Origin of the sequence: Pseudomonas sp. NC02 (genome assembly GCF_002874965.1) — a bacterium.
GTDB lineage: Bacteria > Pseudomonadota > Gammaproteobacteria > Pseudomonadales > Pseudomonadaceae > Aquipseudomonas.
On sequence record NZ_CP025624.1, the window covers coordinates 3,409,671 to 3,425,492 of the forward strand.

Annotated in this window: 12 protein-coding genes; 3 read left to right on the top strand and 9 right to left on the bottom strand. The window is 60.7% G+C overall.

Annotation, left to right across the window (positions count from 1 at the left end; all coding sequences use genetic code 11):
• Positions 1 to 152 precede the first annotated feature (152 nt).
• The 5 genes from C0058_RS16270 to valS form a co-directional block, all read right to left on the bottom strand.
• Positions 153 to 1,106 carry a FecR domain-containing protein gene (locus C0058_RS16270; protein WP_102369078.1) on the bottom strand — a complete coding sequence of 318 codons (954 nt, stop codon included), beginning with the start codon at positions 1,104 to 1,106 and terminating at the stop codon, positions 153 to 155.
• Positions 1,103 to 1,615 (bottom strand): sigma-70 family RNA polymerase sigma factor, encoded by a 513-nt coding sequence (locus C0058_RS16275; RefSeq protein ID WP_003217684.1) that lies wholly within the window; start codon positions 1,613 to 1,615, stop codon positions 1,103 to 1,105. The genes C0058_RS16270 and C0058_RS16275 overlap by 4 nt, the downstream gene beginning before the upstream one ends.
• A 181-nt stretch (positions 1,616 to 1,796) precedes the next feature.
• The gene (locus tag C0058_RS16280; protein ID WP_003217685.1) at positions 1,797 to 2,735 is read right to left on the bottom strand and encodes an AraC family transcriptional regulator; all 939 of its coding nucleotides are present in this window, start codon (positions 2,733 to 2,735) and stop codon (positions 1,797 to 1,799) included.
• Between the two features lie 17 nt (positions 2,736 to 2,752).
• Entirely contained in the window at positions 2,753 to 3,595 is an 843-nt protein-coding gene (locus C0058_RS16285) for an oxidoreductase (RefSeq protein ID WP_003217687.1), read from the bottom strand.
• Positions 3,596 to 3,797: 202 nt separating this feature from the next.
• Positions 3,798 to 6,365 (bottom strand): valine--tRNA ligase, encoded by a 2,568-nt coding sequence (valS, locus tag C0058_RS16290; RefSeq protein WP_174717783.1) that lies wholly within the window; start codon positions 6,363 to 6,365, stop codon positions 3,798 to 3,800.
• A 140-nt stretch (positions 6,366 to 6,505) separates the two neighbouring features.
• On the opposite strand from valS, the gene C0058_RS16295 reads away from it, so the two are divergent.
• Positions 6,506 to 7,633: an NAD(P)/FAD-dependent oxidoreductase gene (locus C0058_RS16295; RefSeq protein ID WP_102369079.1), complete on the top strand. Its 1,128-nt coding sequence runs from the start codon at positions 6,506 to 6,508 to the stop codon at positions 7,631 to 7,633.
• 32 nt (positions 7,634 to 7,665) lie between these two features.
• Here C0058_RS16295 and C0058_RS16300 read toward each other — a convergent pair whose 3' ends face one another.
• The 4 genes from C0058_RS16300 to C0058_RS16315 all read right to left on the bottom strand — a co-directional run bounded on the left by C0058_RS16300 (position 7,666) and on the right by C0058_RS16315 (position 12,655).
• Positions 7,666 to 8,268 carry a dTMP kinase gene (locus tag C0058_RS16300; RefSeq protein ID WP_102369080.1) on the bottom strand — a complete coding sequence of 201 codons (603 nt, stop codon included), beginning with the start codon at positions 8,266 to 8,268 and terminating at the stop codon, positions 7,666 to 7,668.
• A gap of 32 nt (positions 8,269 to 8,300) precedes the next feature.
• Complete coding sequence (locus C0058_RS16305) at positions 8,301 to 10,247, bottom strand: PAS domain-containing sensor histidine kinase (protein ID WP_102369081.1); 1,947 nt, start codon at positions 10,245 to 10,247, stop codon at positions 8,301 to 8,303.
• 96 nt (positions 10,248 to 10,343) lie between these two features.
• On the bottom strand, positions 10,344 to 11,675 hold the full coding sequence (locus tag C0058_RS16310; RefSeq protein ID WP_102369082.1) for an LLM class flavin-dependent oxidoreductase: 1,332 nt from the start codon (positions 11,673 to 11,675) through the stop codon (positions 10,344 to 10,346).
• Between the two features lie 23 nt (positions 11,676 to 11,698).
• The gene (locus tag C0058_RS16315) at positions 11,699 to 12,655 is read right to left on the bottom strand and encodes an ABC transporter substrate-binding protein (RefSeq protein WP_008433361.1); all 957 of its coding nucleotides are present in this window, start codon (positions 12,653 to 12,655) and stop codon (positions 11,699 to 11,701) included.
• Positions 12,656 to 13,064: 409 nt separating this feature from the next.
• Here C0058_RS16315 and C0058_RS16320 point away from each other — a divergent pair, with 409 nt between their 5' ends.
• Together C0058_RS16320 and C0058_RS16325 are read left to right on the top strand one after the other, a co-directional pair.
• Positions 13,065 to 14,600 (top strand): efflux transporter outer membrane subunit, encoded by a 1,536-nt coding sequence (locus C0058_RS16320; protein ID WP_102369083.1) that lies wholly within the window; start codon positions 13,065 to 13,067, stop codon positions 14,598 to 14,600.
• Between the two features lie 104 nt (positions 14,601 to 14,704).
• Positions 14,705 to 15,817 carry an efflux RND transporter periplasmic adaptor subunit gene (locus tag C0058_RS16325; protein ID WP_008433355.1) on the top strand — a complete coding sequence of 371 codons (1,113 nt, stop codon included), beginning with the start codon at positions 14,705 to 14,707 and terminating at the stop codon, positions 15,815 to 15,817.
• Positions 15,818 to 15,822 lie beyond the last annotated feature (5 nt).

Genomic DNA, 15,822 nt, shown 5'->3' on the forward strand with positions numbered 1-15,822 from the left:
AACAACAGATCGGGGTTTTTTATAGGCGGCCGTTAGGCTAAAAAAGCATGGGTTTATAACGCCTCGAAACAACACTCCCAGGCAGATACACCCTGGCCTGTATTGGGTTGTGCAACAGTGGCGGGGGTTTTATAGGGCTGGGAAAATTATTTTTATCGGCGCTCGATACTGACCCAATAAGGGCTGTGATAATCGATCTGCACCGGCAGGGATTTGGCCAGCAATTGCAGGGCGCCCTGGCTGTCGTCCAGCGGGAAAATCCCGCTCAGCCTCAGGCTCGCCGTCTCGGGGCTGACGCGGATGATGCCGCGCCGGTAGTCACGCAGGGCTTGCACCACTTCACCCAATGAGCGGTCACGCACTTCCAGCAAGCCGTGGGTCCACGAGGCCTCGCCGCCGCTGGCGGTTTCCAGGTCGAGGATGCCATGGGCATTGAACGTGGCTTTCTGGCCGGCACTGATCACCTGCACAGCGCCGTCGCGCGTGGTGATTTCCACCTGGGAATGCAGCATCGTGATTTGGGTTCGATCCTCGCCCTGCTGTACCAGAAACCGCGTACCCAACGCGCGCATGCGGCCGTGTTCGGTCTCGACGATAAACGGTCTGAGACTGTCCTTGAAAACGTCCACCAGCAGCTTGCCGTCGAGCAACTGCAACAGCCGTTGCCGAGCATCGAAATGCGTCAGCACCTTGCTGCGCGCATCCAGGGTCAATGCACTGCCATCCTCCAGCGTGAGGTTCAGGCGCTCGCCCGTACCGGTGCGCAAAGCGCCCAACGGCAACCAGGTGTCGGACAGCCGCGTGATCAGACTTCCAAACGACACAACGCCAACCAGCGCCAGGGTATTGCGCAAGAAGCGCCGGCGGCCCGACGGTGCGTTGAGGGTGTGCAACAGGCTGTCGCGGGGCATGCGGCGCAGTTCGTCATTGTTCAGCACGGCCGGAACGCCGCCCATCATGTTGAAGATTTCGGCACGCCGTGGGTCGCCCTCACTCCAGCGACGGAACGCCTGGTGCTCCTGAGCGCTGGCGTGCCCGGATTGCAGCAACGCCATCCACTGTGCTGCCTCGTCGATGATCGCCTCATCCGGCGCGCTGTGGCTCATGGCTGTGTCATCGCCAGGTAGCAGCGCTTGAACGCATCGGCCATGTACTGCTGAACCCGGCTGACCGAGACCTGCAGGCGCTCGGCGATCTGCGCATAGGTCAAACCGTCCAGCTGGTGATACAAAAACGCCGCCTTGGCCTTGGCCGACAAACCGTCGAGCAAGCGGTCGACTTCCAGCAGCGTCTCGATCAACAGCAAACGCTCCTCGGGCGACGGGTGCACCATCATCGGCGCCTGGGCCAATGCTTCCAGGTAGGCACGTTCCAGGTCCTGGCGACGCCAGCCCTCATACATCAGGCGCCGCGCGATGGTGGTCAGCAACGCCCGCGGCTCGCGGATTTGCGAAGGGTCGGGCAATGCCAGTACCCGCAGGAAGGTCTCCGATGCAATGTCCTGAGCCCCATGGGCGCAACCCATCGCCCGGCTTACCCGCGTGCAAAGCCAACTGTAGTCACTTTTGAACATCTGCCCAATCAGACCGAAATGTGGGTTCTGATTCACACCCATTGCATGCTCCATGCGAATAAAGGCCATTCAGCCTGGCGGTTGATGAGCAATGGAAAGCCATCGCTGGAGGCGGACTTTGCATGAGGGGAGCATAGGTTAGGAAAGAATAAAAAATAACAATAGCCTGTCAAATTGGCATATGCAGAAAAATCAGATACGGGGCAGCGCCCTGGCTGTCAGGTCAGTGCGAAGACACATAGACAGAAGGCTGCGCCGGCGCTGGCAGCGAATAGGTTGCTTTCATCCATTCGACTTCAGCATGGGGTGTGCGGCCGAAGTAGCGCTTGAACTCTCGGCTGAACTGCGATGCGCTTTCATAGCCCACGTTAAAAGCCGCAGATGAGGCCGACATGTCGTCGCGGAGCATCAACAACCTTGCCTGGTGCAGACGAGTCGATTTCAGGTACTGCATGGGTGAGGAGTCGGTGACTGTTCGAAAGTGCAGATGAAAGCTGGGTACGCTCATACTCGCCTCCTGGGCCAGGCACTCGACGTCCAGCCGCTCCTGGTAACAGCTGTGTATCTTGCGAATGGCGCGGGTCACCTTTGCGAAATGGCCTTGCTTGCCAAGGGCCGCCCGCATGGACCCTCCTTGTTCACCTGCGATGATCCGGTAGTAAATCTCGCGCACCAGCGAGGGGCCGAGGATCGGGCCGTCGACCGGATGGCTCATCGCTTCGAGAAAGCGCAGTGTGGACTCGCGCAACATCTCGTCCATCGGCGAGGAATACATGCCTTTGGGACGTTCGTGGGTCGGACCGGATTTTTCGTCAATTTCCAGGATCAGTTCGCCAGCGAGTTTGAAATCCAGGCGCATGTATACCGCCAGCATCGGTTCCTCTTCGCTGGCGTCGGTTTCCATGGTGAAAGGCACTGGCACAGACACCACCAGGTAGTGCTGGGCGTCGTAAAGGTAGACCTCATCGCCCAGATAGCCGAGCTTGCGCCCCTGGCACAGGATGACGATGCCAGGCTCGTAGAGCACTGGCGTGCGGGTCAGCGGGCGATTGGAGCGCAGGAAGCGTATGTCTTCCAGTGCGCTCAGGTTGTAGCCCTCCAGGGGGGCCAACTGCTCCATCAGTTGGACCATGCGCCGGGTTCGCGCTGCAAAATGATTCATAGGCCCCTCTTGCGGTTTCACGAAGCGTGACCATCCGTAGAGCGTGTCAGTGCTTCCCATTGGTCGATGTCACGCAGGGATTGCGTCAGCTTTTCGCGCACAAAGCCTATGGCATCGCTGCCGAGCAGCAGGTGGGCCGGTGGGTTGTCGCTGGCGATCAACTGCAGCATGGCTTGCGCAGCTTTTTGCGGGTCCCCCAACTGGTGGCCGCTTTTCGCTTCGCGCGCCTGGCGTACCGGATCAAAGCTGGCATCGTAGTCGGCGATGCTGCGGGGCGTACGCTGCATCGAGCGGCCGGCCCAATCAGTGCGAAATGAGCCTGGCGCCACAGCGGTGACAAAAATGTTGAATGGCTTGAGTTCTTTGCTCAGGGTGTCGGAGATGCCTTCCAGCGCGAACTTGCTGGCGCAGTAGTAGGCGATACCCGGCATCGTGATGGTGCCGCCCATGGACGTGATGTTGATGATGTGCCCGCTGCGGCGCTGGCGGAAGTACGGCACAAACGCCTTGGTCACGGCAACGGCGCCGAACACGTTGACGTCGAACTGACGACGCATTTCTTCCAGCGGCGACTCTTCGAAAATGCCCTCATGGCCGTAACCTGCGTTGTTCACCAGGACATCCACCGGGCCGTAGCGGGTCTCGATCTCGGCAACGACGCTGTCGATCCGCTCAAAGTCGGTGACATCCAGGATCACGCCATGAGCACGCTCCGCTGATAATGCCTCGAACGTTTGCAGCGCGGCTTCGTTGCGAACGGTACCAATGACACGGTGGCCTGCAGCCAGTGCCTCGGTCGCGAGGGCTTTGCCAAAGCCGCTGCTGATGCCGGTGATGAACAGGGTTTTGCGAGTGCTCATGGAAATTCCTCTCGGTTACTGAGTGCTAATGGTAGCCAAGCCACCGCTGGCGACCTATGCCGGATCATCTATGAGGCTTGCCTATTCCTATTCGCTTCTACTCGTACTCTCAATTGTCCCGATGTGGCTCGATTGACGCAGGCTGATGCGTGGTCCGGCCCGCCCCAGTGGGTGTCACTGAGGCGGTCGGCACCACTCCACGTTACGTCAGCCAGACATCGACCTGCCGCTCCGCGCCCTCTATAAACACCAAGGCCTCGACCTGCCCCGCCTCTATCAGGTCTTGGCTGACGCCTTTTATCAGTTCAAGCTGCGCGGCGCTGTCGACCAGCTCAACACGTGCTACCGGAGCCTTCATGGATTGGCTGGCGTCAGACTTTGCTTTGCGAATCGCAGACAGCACGCTGCTCAGGCTCATCAATAACTGTTCAACAGCCGCGTCAGGGCAAGCGTCCCCTTGCGGCCAGGGCGCCTTGTGCACTGAGCCGCAATTCCAGGATTGCCAGACCTCCTCACACACAAAGGGTAGAAATGGCGCAAACAGTCGCTGCTGCACGCTCAGCGCATGTGCCAATGCATTACGCGCCGAGTAGCCGTCGGGTCGATAGGCACGACGCTTGACCAATTCGACGTAGTCATCGCAAAACCACCAGAAGAATCCTTCGATACGCGACAACGCCCCGCTGTAGTCGTATGCCTCCAGCGCAACGGTAGCGTCCTGGACTACGCCACCCAAGCGTTCAAGCATGGCTTGATCCAGCGGTTGGTCGATATCCCCGGTGTCATCCTTCGCAAAGCCTTGAACCAACCTCGAAAGATTGAACAGCTTGACGGCCAGGCGGCGGCCGATTTTCATCTGCTGCTCTTCAAAGGCTGTGTCACTGCCGAGCCGCGCCGAGGCCGCCCAATAGCGCACGCCGTCACTTCCATACTGGTCGAGCAAGGCTTGAGGGGTGACCACATTCCCCTTGGACTTGGACATTTTCTTGCGATCAGGATCAAGGATCCACCCGGAAAGCGCGACGTTGCGCCATGGCGCGCAACCGTGTTCAAAATGGCTGCGTACCAGTGTCGAGAACAGCCAGGTTCGGATTATGTCGTGACCTTGGGGCCTGAGGTCCATCGGGTATATTTTGGCAAACAACCCATCGTCCTCTCCCCAGCCGCCGGCAATCTGAGGCGTCAGGGAACTGGTGGCCCAGGTGTCCATGATGTCTTGTTCACCGATAAACCCGTTGGGTTGACCACGTTGTTCGGATCGATAGCCCGGTGGCGTATCCAGGCCCGGATCAACAGGCAGGCTTGCCTCACTGGCGATAATCGGAGCGCCATGCTCGGCTTCGCCTTGTGCGTCCAGGCGATACCAGAACGGAATCGGCACGCCGAACGTACGTTGGCGACTGATTAGCCAGTCTCCATTCAACCCCCCTACCCAATGCTCGTAACGCCTGAGCATGTGCGGCGGATGCCAGTCCAACGCCTGGCCAGCGTCGAGCAACACGTCCCTCAGGTTCGCGTCGCGTCCGCCATTGCGCAAGTACCATTGCCGCGTCGCGAGAATTTCCAAAGGCCGGTCGCCTTTCTCGAAGAACCTTACCGCGTGGTTAATCGGTCGTGGTTCATCTCGCATGGCGCCGCAGTCACGCAACATCGAAACGAGCTGCGTACGAACCTGGGACAGGGTACGGCCGGCCAGGCCTGCGTAGGCCTGTTGGCTGCGCGGAGTCGTCAACCAGGAGGGCGTCTCAAGTAACAGGCGCCCGTCCTTTCCCAGGACTGACCGTGTGGGCAGCTGTAACTCCCGCCACCAAATCACATCGGTTAGATCGCCAAAGGTGCAGACCATCGCCAACCCGGTGCCCTTGCCGGGGTCACCCAAAGGGTGGGCCAGCAGCGGAACGTCCAGGTCAAAAATCGGCGCGCGCACGGTCTGCCCGAACCTCGCCTGATAACGAGCGTCGTCCGGGTGACCCACCAGCGCCACGCATGCCATCAGCAACTCAGGTCGAGTCGTAGCAATCTTCAGTTTGGCACCATCAGCCGCGTCGAAGCCGAGTTCGTGATACGCACCCGCAACCTCGCGCTCCTCAAGCTCTGCCTGGGCTACGGCCGTCTGGAACGTCACATCCCAGAGACACGGAGCCTCCTGGCTATACAGTTCGCCACGCTGGTAGTTACGCAGTAACGCGCGCTGACTGGCTCGTTGGGAGCGTTCATCAATGGTGGCGTATGAAAGACTCCAATCAACGGACAAGCCCAGTTGCACGAACAGTGCACGGAACGCTTGCTCATCGATGGCCGTCAGCTCATGGCACAACTCGATAAAGTTGCGCCGACTGATGACTGCAAAGTCAGCCCGTTTTAATGGAATTGACTCGGAGGGTTTGAAGCCAGGCTGGTAAGCGGCCAACGAGTCGCAACGTACGCCGTAGAAATTCTCGACCCTGCGTTCGGTCGGCAAGCCATTGTCGTCCCAACCCATGGGGTAGAACACAGCCTTGCCGCGCATCCGCTGGAACCGGGCGATGATATCGGTGTGGGTGTAGCTGAAGACATGGCCAACATGCAACGAACCTGAGGCTGTCGGTGGCGGCGTGTCGATGGAGAATACAGCGTCGCGTTGGGCGCTGTGGTCAAAGGCATACGTGCCTTCGAGCTGCCAATGCTGAGACCAGCGTGTTTCGAGGTTTTCAAGCGAGGGGGTGACGGTTTGATCGTTTAGAACTTCATCACGTTTAACGGTGACATAGCTTCCTCCTGTCAACATCATGGGGCGCAACAACGGTTGTGCGCCGAAGCAAACTTTATATTCAATCGCCTGCGGAAAGTAAAGCCCTTGAACCAGGCCATTTTTTCCACAAAATAGCGTAAAAACAGTCCGGAAGATTTCTCACATTCAACAGGTACCCTATGCACACCCCCGTCACAATCATCGGTGCTGGCCTGGGCGGTCTCATCCTGGCCCGCGTGCTGTACGTCCACGGTATTGCCGCCACCGTCTATGAAGCAGAGCCGTCGGCAACCGCACGCGCCCAAGGCGGGATGCTCGATATCCACGACTACAACGGCCAACTGGCCTTGCAGGCCGCGGGCCTGACGGACGAGTTCCGCGCGCTTATCCTGAAAGGTCGCGAGGCGACTCGGGTGCTTGATTGGCAGGGTGCCACTCTGTTGGATCAACCCGACGACGGCACAGGCGGCCGTCCCGAGGTCATGCGTGGCGAACTGCGCAAGATGCTCCTCGATTCACTGCCCGCCGGTACTGTGCGTTGGGGCCACAAGGTCAAGAGCGTGCGCGCCCTCGGCGAGGGTCGCCACGAAGTGACCTTCGCCGACGGTACTTGCGTTGCTACCCTCCTGCTGGTTGGCGCGGACGGAGCCTGGTCAAAGGTCCGGCCGCTGCTCAGCGACGCTGCCCCCGAGTACATGGGCCGCTCGTTGATCGAAACCTACCTGTATGACAGCGACGCCCGGCACCCGGCCACCTCCAGGGCGGTAGGTGGCGGTGCGATGTTCGCACTTCAACCGGGAAAAGGGATCCAGGCGCACCGTGAGACGGGCGCCACGCTGCACACCTACGTAGTGCTCACCGAATCCCAAAGCTGGTTTGCCGCCATCGATTTCACCGACACGCCAACGGCGGCGGCACGGATCGCGCAGGAATTCGCAGGCTGGTCCCCTGCCCTCACGGCATTGATCACCGACAGCGACACCGAACTGGTATGGCGCCCGCTCTTTATGCTGCCGGTTGAGCACCGCTGGGAGCGGGTGCCGGGCGTAACGCTGATCGGTGATGCCGCACACCTTGCGGCCCCGAATGGCGAAGGTGCCAACCTGGCCATGTACGATGGTGCCGAACTCGGCAAGGCCATCGCCTCATACCCTGATGACGTCGAAGCCGCCCTGGGCGAATACGAACAGGCCATGTTCCCGCGCAGCGCGCAAATGGCTGCCGAGGGGAATGAACTGCATGAGTTGCTGTTTGGTGACGATGCCCCCTATAGCCTGGTCAGCATGTTCAACGGGGCAAGTGCCTGAACAGGGCTCGATAGCCGACCGTATCGGCGGGGTCAATCACACTGGAAGGACTCAAGGACGTTATAAATTTCGGAAACCACCTGCCGTGTCGCGCCCTCGATGGTTCCTTCATTCCGGCATAACACCCAGCCGTGATCCGCAACCGCTCGCTCGAACGCCCGGGTACAGGCGACATGTTCTGCCAGCGTGTGGATCACGGTACTGCTCAGTCCGCGCCGGCGTGCCGCGGCCCGTGCCCATGAAATATCAGGGTCGGTGACGACCCCGATATGCAGGTCCGGCACTTGCACGTTTCGATCAATGTTCAACTGCAGGATTTCTGCCAGCGGGACTTCCCGGCGAAACGCGGCATCAGACGGGTACCAGCGGTCGATCAGGACGATGCTGCCTGGAGGCTGTCTAGCCAGCACGTGCCGGGAAATCCACGCGCGGCTATCAGCGAAGCGTTCACAAACCTCCCACTCCAGATCCAGGCCGGGATGCCTGGCGAGTCTGTTAACGAGGGTCATTGTTTCACTTCTGAAGGGATCGCTTTTTCTCTCGCAAAGCCGGATCACCATTCTGTTGTCAGCCCTAAGCGCTTTTGTTACGGACTCCAGCAATGTGGTTTTGCCAGTACCCTTGGGGCCATCCATGGAAACAAACAACGGACGGCCAGCCGCCTGGCTCAACACGGCTTGTCGGCCCGGCTGCGCATGGTTTCGGCGATCACCTTGGCCAGTGCAGATTGATCGAATGGCTTGGGTAAGCGCGTCAATGTGGTCTTGAGGTCCAGGGAGATTTCCGCAAAGCCCGAGGAAAGAATGATGGGAAGGTTGGGATACAACGACTCGATGTTGCCGGCAAGCTCGATCCCGGTCATGTCCGGCATTGCCATGTCTGTCACGACCAGGTCAAAGCACGCGCCTTGCGCCAGGAACGCCAACGCAGCATGGCCCTCTCCTGCCGACACAACATGATGGCCCAGGTCTTCAAGCATCGCCCCGGTGCTGATCAGCACCAGCGGGTCGTCATCTACCAGCAGAATCTCGAGGCATTGCTGATGGGCTGCATCGGGTGTATCTGCAGTTGATGCCAGCGCCGCAGACTGTGTGGTGTCGGTCACCGCCACCGGTAACCAGAGCTCTGCGGCTGTGCCCTCTCCTACCCGACTCTTCAGCACAAAGTGGCCCTGTGACTGTGCCGCCAGGCCATGCACCATCGAAAGCCCAAGCCCGGTGCCTTTTCCCGCGCCCTTGGTGGTGAAGAACGGCTCCATGGCCCGTTGCAAGGTCGCGTCATTCATCCCGGGGCCGGTGTCGGTGACAGAGATGCAAATCAGCCTTTGCGAGTCATTCGCCCCGCCGGGAAACGAATCCTCCCGCGCTGAAATCAGGATCCTGCCCCGACCTTCCATTGCGTCCCGGGCGTTGATCACCAGGTTCATCACAGCCATTTCCAGTTGGCTCATGTCGACCAATACCGGCCGCAGGATCAATGGGAACTGTGTGTCGACGTTGATGCCTGCGCCCAACATGCGGGACAGCAGGTCTGACATGTTGCGGATCAGATCGCCCACATCCACAGGCTGAGGGTCAAGCTCCTGGCGACGGGCAAAGGCCAGCATCCGCTGAGTCAGCGTTGCGCCCCGCTGGGCGCCCGCGATGGCATTATTCAGTAAGGCGCAGGTTCTCGAGTCCTGCGGGACACGCTTCTTGGCGAGTTCAAGACTCCCCAGAATCACCATCAGGAGGTTGTTGAAGTCATGGGCGATGCCGCCGGTGAGCTGGCCCAGGGACTCCATTTTCTGGGATTGGAATAACGCCTCTCGGGTTTCCTTGATCTCCTGTTGAGCCTGCACGCTTTCGGTAACGTCCCGGGTGATCTTCGCAAACCCCACCAGCTCACCCAGTTCATTCTTGATCGGGTCGATAACCACATGGGCGAGGAATCCCGTGCCGTCCTTGCGCAGGCGCCAGCCCTGCCCTTCGTAACGACCTTCCCTGACCACCGTTTCAAGGGCGCGCTGCGGGACGTTGTGGTCTACGTCCTCACGCTGGAAGAACATGGAGTAATGCCTGCCGATGACTTCTGCCGGCTGATAACCCTTGATGCGCTGGGCGCCGGCGTTCCAGGTGGTGATCACGCCGTTGGGGTCCAGCATATACAGCGCGTAGTCGGTGACGCCTTGCACCAGCAGGCTGAATTGCTGCTCGCTCTGGCGCAGCGCCTGCTCCGCGGCCTTACGCTCGGTCAGGTCCCGTGTGACCTTGGCGAAGCCAATCAACGTGCCGTCGTCGGCGCGTATCGGGTCGATGATCACCAGTGCCCAGAGACGAGTCCCATCCTTGCGGATGCGCCAACCTTCGCCCTCGAAGCGCCCTGACTGCTCGGCGCTCTTGAGTGCCCGGCCCGGCAAGTCCGAGGCCAGGTCTTCCGGGGTGTAGAACAGCGAAAAATGCCTGCCCAGCACTTCACTCTGTTCGTACTGCTTGATCTTTCTCGCCCCGGAGTTCCAACTGCGAATCAAGCCGTTCGTATCAAGCATATAGATGGCATAGTCGACCACTGCGTCGACGAGCAGTCGATACCGGTCGTCCTGATTGAAAGGCCCTTGCGCAGGATGGGATGGCATCAGGAAAGTCTCGGGACAAATGAGTGGCTTGAACCCTCAGTATGTCTAAAAAAATCCCCGGCTCACCAATTTATTCATCTGGACAGTTGTTTTGAGTCAACCGCCGCCGTTGCGCGCAAACCGTGGAATCTTCAATCCCAGGCTTTCCCGCAAGGTCGTACCTTCATAAGCCGTGCGATACACGCCGCGCTCCTGCAACAACGGGATGACCTCGTGCGTGAAGCGCTTGAACTGCTCCGGATGGCCGATGTAGATGTTGAAACCATCCACCGCGCGGGCTTCAAGCCAGTCAGCCATTTTCCGAGCGACGGTATCCGCCGATCCGACAAACGCTCCCGGGCGCAGTTGCCGCCCAAACTCCACCGCCTGGCGCAATGTAAAACCTTTCTCCCGTGCCTGATCGGCAATGCGTTTGGCCGCGGTAAAAAAGCTGCTGCGTGCCGCCTCCAGGCTCTCCTGCGGGAACGGCGCATCAAGGTCGTACTGGCTGAAATCATGCCAGCCGAAATTGCGTCCGAACTCCTTCAGCGCCAGCTCGAAACTGTGGTCGGCCTGATGGTAGTGCCGCTCGGTTTCACGCGCCTGTTCATCGGTATCGCCTACATAAATCTCGGCGCCGGGCATCACCAGCAATTGCTCCGGGTCACGGCCATGTTGCAGCGCCCTGCCCTTGATATCCCGATAGAAAGCCTGGCCCTGCTCGATGCTGGCCGCATGGGTAAAGATCACATCGGCCGTGGCCGCACCGAGGTCGCGGCCTTGTTCCGAATCGCCAGCCTGGAAGATCACCGGTTGGCCCTGGGGTGAGCGCTGGATATTCAGCGGCCCGACCACGGAAAAGTGCTCGCCCTTGTGATTCAGGCTGTGGAGTTTGGCGGGGTCGAGAAACCGGCCGGTGGCGCGGTCACGCACGAAGGCATCTTCCTCATAGGAGTTCCACAGGCCCTGCACGACCTGGACGTGTTCGGCCGCCCGGCCATAGCGAGTGTCGTAGTCATAATGTTCGTCGCGGCTGTAGTTGCCGGCGGTACCGGCGTCGCCGCTGGTGACCACGTTCCAGCCGGCGCGGCCTTTGCTGATCAGGTCGAGTGAGGCCAGGCGCCGCGCGACGTTATAGGGCGAGTTGTAAGAGGTCGTCAGCGTACCGACCAGGCCCAGGTGCCGGGTGCTTACGGCAAGTGCCGATAACAGCGTCAGCGGCTCCAGCCGGTTCAGGTAGTGGGATGGCGAACCCGGTGTGATGAATTGGCTGTCGACGATGAACATCAAGTCGAACAATGCCGCCTCGGCCTGGCGTGCAATGTCGATGTACCAGTCGACGTTGACGCTGGCATCGGCCGGCAATTGCGGGTCGAGCCACAGATTGTGGCGGCCGGGCCCGCCGCAGCCCATGGTCAGGGCGCCGAGTTTGAGCTGTCTTTTAGTCATGTCCAACGTATTCCTGGAAACGTTCAGGGCTGGGTTCTGGCGACGGCTGGTTGCAAGGACGCCGCGAAGGAGTCGTCGAACAGCTTGGCTGCCGGGTAAGACTTGACCAGTCCCTGGCTTGCGAAAAAGTCCACGGTCTTTTGTGCTTCTACAGGCGACTGGGCTGTCACCGGTTCGACCGTCGTGCGTGCCCGGGCAAACCAGGCGCGGGCAATGTCGGCATCTGCGCGGGTGCGTTTGGCCCAGGCATCTGCATACGCGTCGGCGTTGGCCGGGCTTTGGCGCGTCCAGTCACGGGCTTTCTTCAGGCGTTGGAGAAAATCGCTGATTTGCGCACGCTTGTTATCGACGGCCCTGGTGCTGGCGGCGACGAAACTCTGGGCCGGGATCAGCCCGTCTGCGGTCGCCAATACCCGTGCACCCTGGCGTTCCTGTTGGGTGACGTAGGGTTCCCAGGTGGCAATGACGTCGACCGAACCGCCTTCCAGTGCGTGGGAAGCATCCAGTGCACTGAGGTAGCGCAACTCCAGGGCGTCTTTCGGCACGCCGGCCTTATCCAGTGCGGTCAGCAGCAGTTGCTGGCTCCAGGAGCCTTTCCAGATGGCGGCGCGCTTGCCTTTGAGGTCCGCAAGGCTGTGGATCGAGGAATCCTTTTTCACCAGGATGGCCACGCCCTCGAGGTTTTGCCGGCTGATGGCAATCACCTTGATTGGCGCGCCGAGTGCACCGAGGAACAGCACGGGCGCATCGCCGAGCAGGCCGATGTCGAGGCTGTTGGTATTGAGGGCTTCCGCCACCGGAGACCCGGCGGTGAATTGCTTCCATTCAAGGGTATAGGGCAGATCATCCAGCACCCCCGCCGCTTCCATCACGGCCTGGGCGTTGTAGCTTTGGTCTCCGACCACCAGCGTTTGCGCGTTCGCGGTCAGGCACAGCAGCGTGGCGGCCAACCCGGCCGCCAGTTTTGTCAGGTAACGCACGTTCGTCTCCAGATGCCTTCTCAAGCATTGAAAGTCGATCCGCGCGTGCGGTCTCGGCAGTGTTCGTAGGGAGGGCTACGATGAGGGGCTGACGGCTGCATGTAAAATACTTATAACGCATAACCTAATTCGATATTAATGCGTTAAATGCATTTTTGTGGGTGATCGGCGCGCACGGACATTGCGTACCCGCCTGCACCACCTACACTGATTTGAATTCGGCGACTCTCGCGCCATTTTTTCAGCCGTATGGCCCGATGCCCGCGCACTCATTGCTCAACAAATAAAGCAGTTAACCAACTGATTAATCAGAGTAAATATGAAAGAGCAGCCTCGGCAGCTTGCATCGGCACGGCAACCAGTGGCGCACAGCCGCGCCCTTTTTCGACCACCCCACCTTCTGGCTCCGTTGAGCCTGCTGTGCCTCGCCCTCGCCGGCTGCACCGTCGGGCCCGATTTCTCGCGTCCTGAGGTGCCGGCGAACGCCGATTATTCACGAGAAAAACTCACCTCCACCGCCAAGGCCGATATCGACACCGGCGGTGCGGCGCAGCGGTTGATCGCCGGGATGGATATTCCCGGGCAATGGTGGACGCTGTTCCGCTCACCGGAACTGAACGCGCTGGTGGAGGAAGCCTTGCGCGCCAACCCGGATGTCACCGCCGCCCAGGCGGCATTGCGCCAGGCCAACGAGCTGGTCTATGCCGACCAGGCGTCGCTGTTTCCCTCGGTGAGCGGCAACGTGCAGAAGGCCCGCGAGAAAGTATCGGGCGTCACCTCGGGCCTGCCGGAGTCGCCGATTCTCACGGTGAGTTCGGCGTCGCTGAGCGTGTCCTACGCCCCGGATGTGTTCGGCGGCACGCGCCGGCAAATTGAATCCACCTCGGCCCAGGCCGAGTACGAACGCTTCCAGTTGGAGGCGACCTACCTCACGTTGACCTCCAATGTGGTGAACACCGCAGTCAGCCTGGCCTCTATACGCGACCAGATCGCCGCCACCGAAACCATCATTCGGCTACAGAGTGATCAGCTCGACGTCCTGCAGGCGCAGCGCCGGCTGGGTGCGATCGGTGACACCGACGTGCTCACACAGCAGACCGCGCTGGCGCAAACCCGTGCCACCTTGCCGCCCCTGCAAAAGCAGTTCGCCCAGACCCGCAACCAGTTGATGGCCTACCTCGGCCGGTTTCCCAACCAGGACCGGGACGAGCGCTTCAACCTCGCCTCCCTGCACCTGCCCGAAGAACTGCCGCTCAGCCTGCCTTCGGCCATCGTTGGCCAGCGGCCCGATGTGCGTTCCGCGCAGGCGCAACTGCATCAGGCCAGTGCCAATATCGGCGTGGCCGTCGCCAATCAGTTGCCCCAGTTCAGCATTACCGGGTCGGTGGGCTCCACGGTGGCCAGCGGGACCAAACTGTTTTCGGCGGGCAGTGGGGTCTGGAGCCTCGCCGGGTCGATCACCCAACCGATCTTTGATGCCGGCGCACTCGAACATCGCAAACGCGCTGCCGTGGCCGCCTATGACGCGTCGGCAGCCCGCTACCGTGGCACGGTGATCGGCGCGTTCCAGGACGTGGCCAACGCACTGCGGGCGCTGGAGGCGGATGCCGATGCACTCAACCAGCAGGTGGTGGCCGAGCGCTCTGCCCAAGCCAACCTGGACCTGGTGCAGGCGCAGTTCAAACTCGGTGCCGTGGCGTACATCAACCTGCTCACGGCCCAGCAAACCTACCAGAACACCGTGCTGGCCCGGGTCAGGGCGCAGGCCTCCCGCTACAGCGACACCACCGCGCTCTTCCAGGCATTGGGTGGCGGATGGTGGAACCGTGCCGATGTGGACCCTGCCACCAAGGGCCGGCCTGATCGGTTCGGCCTGCCTTCGTGGAACGAGATCATGCCGGCCAGGAACGAGGCAGCGCCTGCCGATTCGGCACGGTTCAACTGAACTGAACTCTTGAAACAGCGAGAACATCCATGGCTGACGTCATAACCGCCTCTCCCCTGCCCACCGAGCCTGGCGCACCGCGCAAGCGCCGACTGTGGCGGCCGATGATCATCATGATCGTGGTGGTGCTGGTGATTGTCGCGATCATTGCCGGGGTGAAGTTCGTGCAGATTTCGGCGCTGATCGCCCAGTCGAAAATGCCCCTGCCCGCCTCCGTGGTCACGGCCATGAAGGTGCCGTTCAGCGACTGGCAACCGAATGTCAGCGCCGTGGGCTCAATGAAAGCGGTCAGGGGGGTGGATGTGACCACTGAAGTGGGCGGCATCGTGCGCACCATCGGCTTCACGCCCGGGCAAGAAGTGGCGGCTCAGGCGCTGCTCGTCCAGCTGAATGCCGACTCGGACATCGCGCAACTGCATTCCCTTGAGGCCACGGCCGACCTGGCGGTGATCGTCCTCAAGCGTGACAAGGCGCAACTGGCGGTTAACGCCATCTCCCAGGCACAAGTGGACACTGACACCGCCGACCTCAAAGCCAAGCTCGCCGCCGCCGAACAACAGCGCGCGCTGGTGGCGAAAAAAACCATCCGCGCACCGTTTGCCGGGCGCATCGGCATCACCAGCGTCAACCCTGGCCAATACCTCAACCCCGGCGACAAGATCGCCACGCTGCAAACCTTCGATCCGATCTACATCGACTTCACGGTGCCCCAGACTCAAATGGAGGCCATCGCCATCGGCCAAGGGGTTTCGGTAACGGCCGACGGACTGTCGAATCAAACCTTCACCGGCAAGATCAGCACCATCGACACCCAGTTCGACGCCACCACGCGCAATGTCACCGTGGAAGCCACCGTCGACAACCCCAAACAGAACCTGGTGCCCGGGATGTTTGCCCGCGCCGTGGTCAACTCCGGTGCGACGCAGCGCTACCTCACCGTTCCGCAGACATCGGTGACCTACAACCCTTACGGCACCACAGTATTCATTGCCACATCGAGCAAGAACGACAAGGGTGAGGAAGTCCTCACCGCGCAACAGACTTTCATCAAGACCGGGCCGACCCGGGGCGATCAGGTGGCGATCCTGTCGGGCGTGAAGGAAGGTGACCTGCTGATCACCAGCGGCCAGATGAAGCTCAAGAATGGCTCGCCGGTGAAGGTCGATAACAGCGCCGCGCCGCTGAACGATCCTGCGCCGACTCCCCAAGAACACTAAAGGTG

Excerpts from the sequence above, each read along its gene's own strand:
- C0058_RS16270 (WP_102369078.1), bottom strand. The coding sequence starts at position 1,106 with ATGAGCCACAGCGCGCCGGATGAGGCGATCATCGACGAGGCAGCACAG.
- C0058_RS16275 (WP_003217684.1), bottom strand. The coding sequence starts at position 1,615 with ATGGGTGTGAATCAGAACCCACATTTCGGTCTGATTGGGCAGATGTTC.
- C0058_RS16280 (WP_003217685.1), bottom strand. The coding sequence starts at position 2,735 with ATGAATCATTTTGCAGCGCGAACCCGGCGCATGGTCCAACTGATGGAG.
- C0058_RS16285 (WP_003217687.1), bottom strand. The coding sequence starts at position 3,595 with ATGAGCACTCGCAAAACCCTGTTCATCACCGGCATCAGCAGCGGCTTT.
- valS (WP_174717783.1), bottom strand. The coding sequence starts at position 6,365 with ATGATGTTGACAGGAGGAAGCTATGTCACCGTTAAACGTGATGAAGTT.
- C0058_RS16295 (WP_102369079.1), top strand. The coding sequence starts at position 6,506 with ATGCACACCCCCGTCACAATCATCGGTGCTGGCCTGGGCGGTCTCATC.
- C0058_RS16300 (WP_102369080.1), bottom strand. The coding sequence starts at position 8,268 with ATGGATGGCCCCAAGGGTACTGGCAAAACCACATTGCTGGAGTCCGTA.
- C0058_RS16305 (WP_102369081.1), bottom strand. The coding sequence starts at position 10,247 with ATGCCATCCCATCCTGCGCAAGGGCCTTTCAATCAGGACGACCGGTAT.
- C0058_RS16310 (WP_102369082.1), bottom strand. The coding sequence starts at position 11,675 with ATGACTAAAAGACAGCTCAAACTCGGCGCCCTGACCATGGGCTGCGGC.
- C0058_RS16325 (WP_008433355.1), top strand. The coding sequence starts at position 14,705 with ATGATCATCATGATCGTGGTGGTGCTGGTGATTGTCGCGATCATTGCC.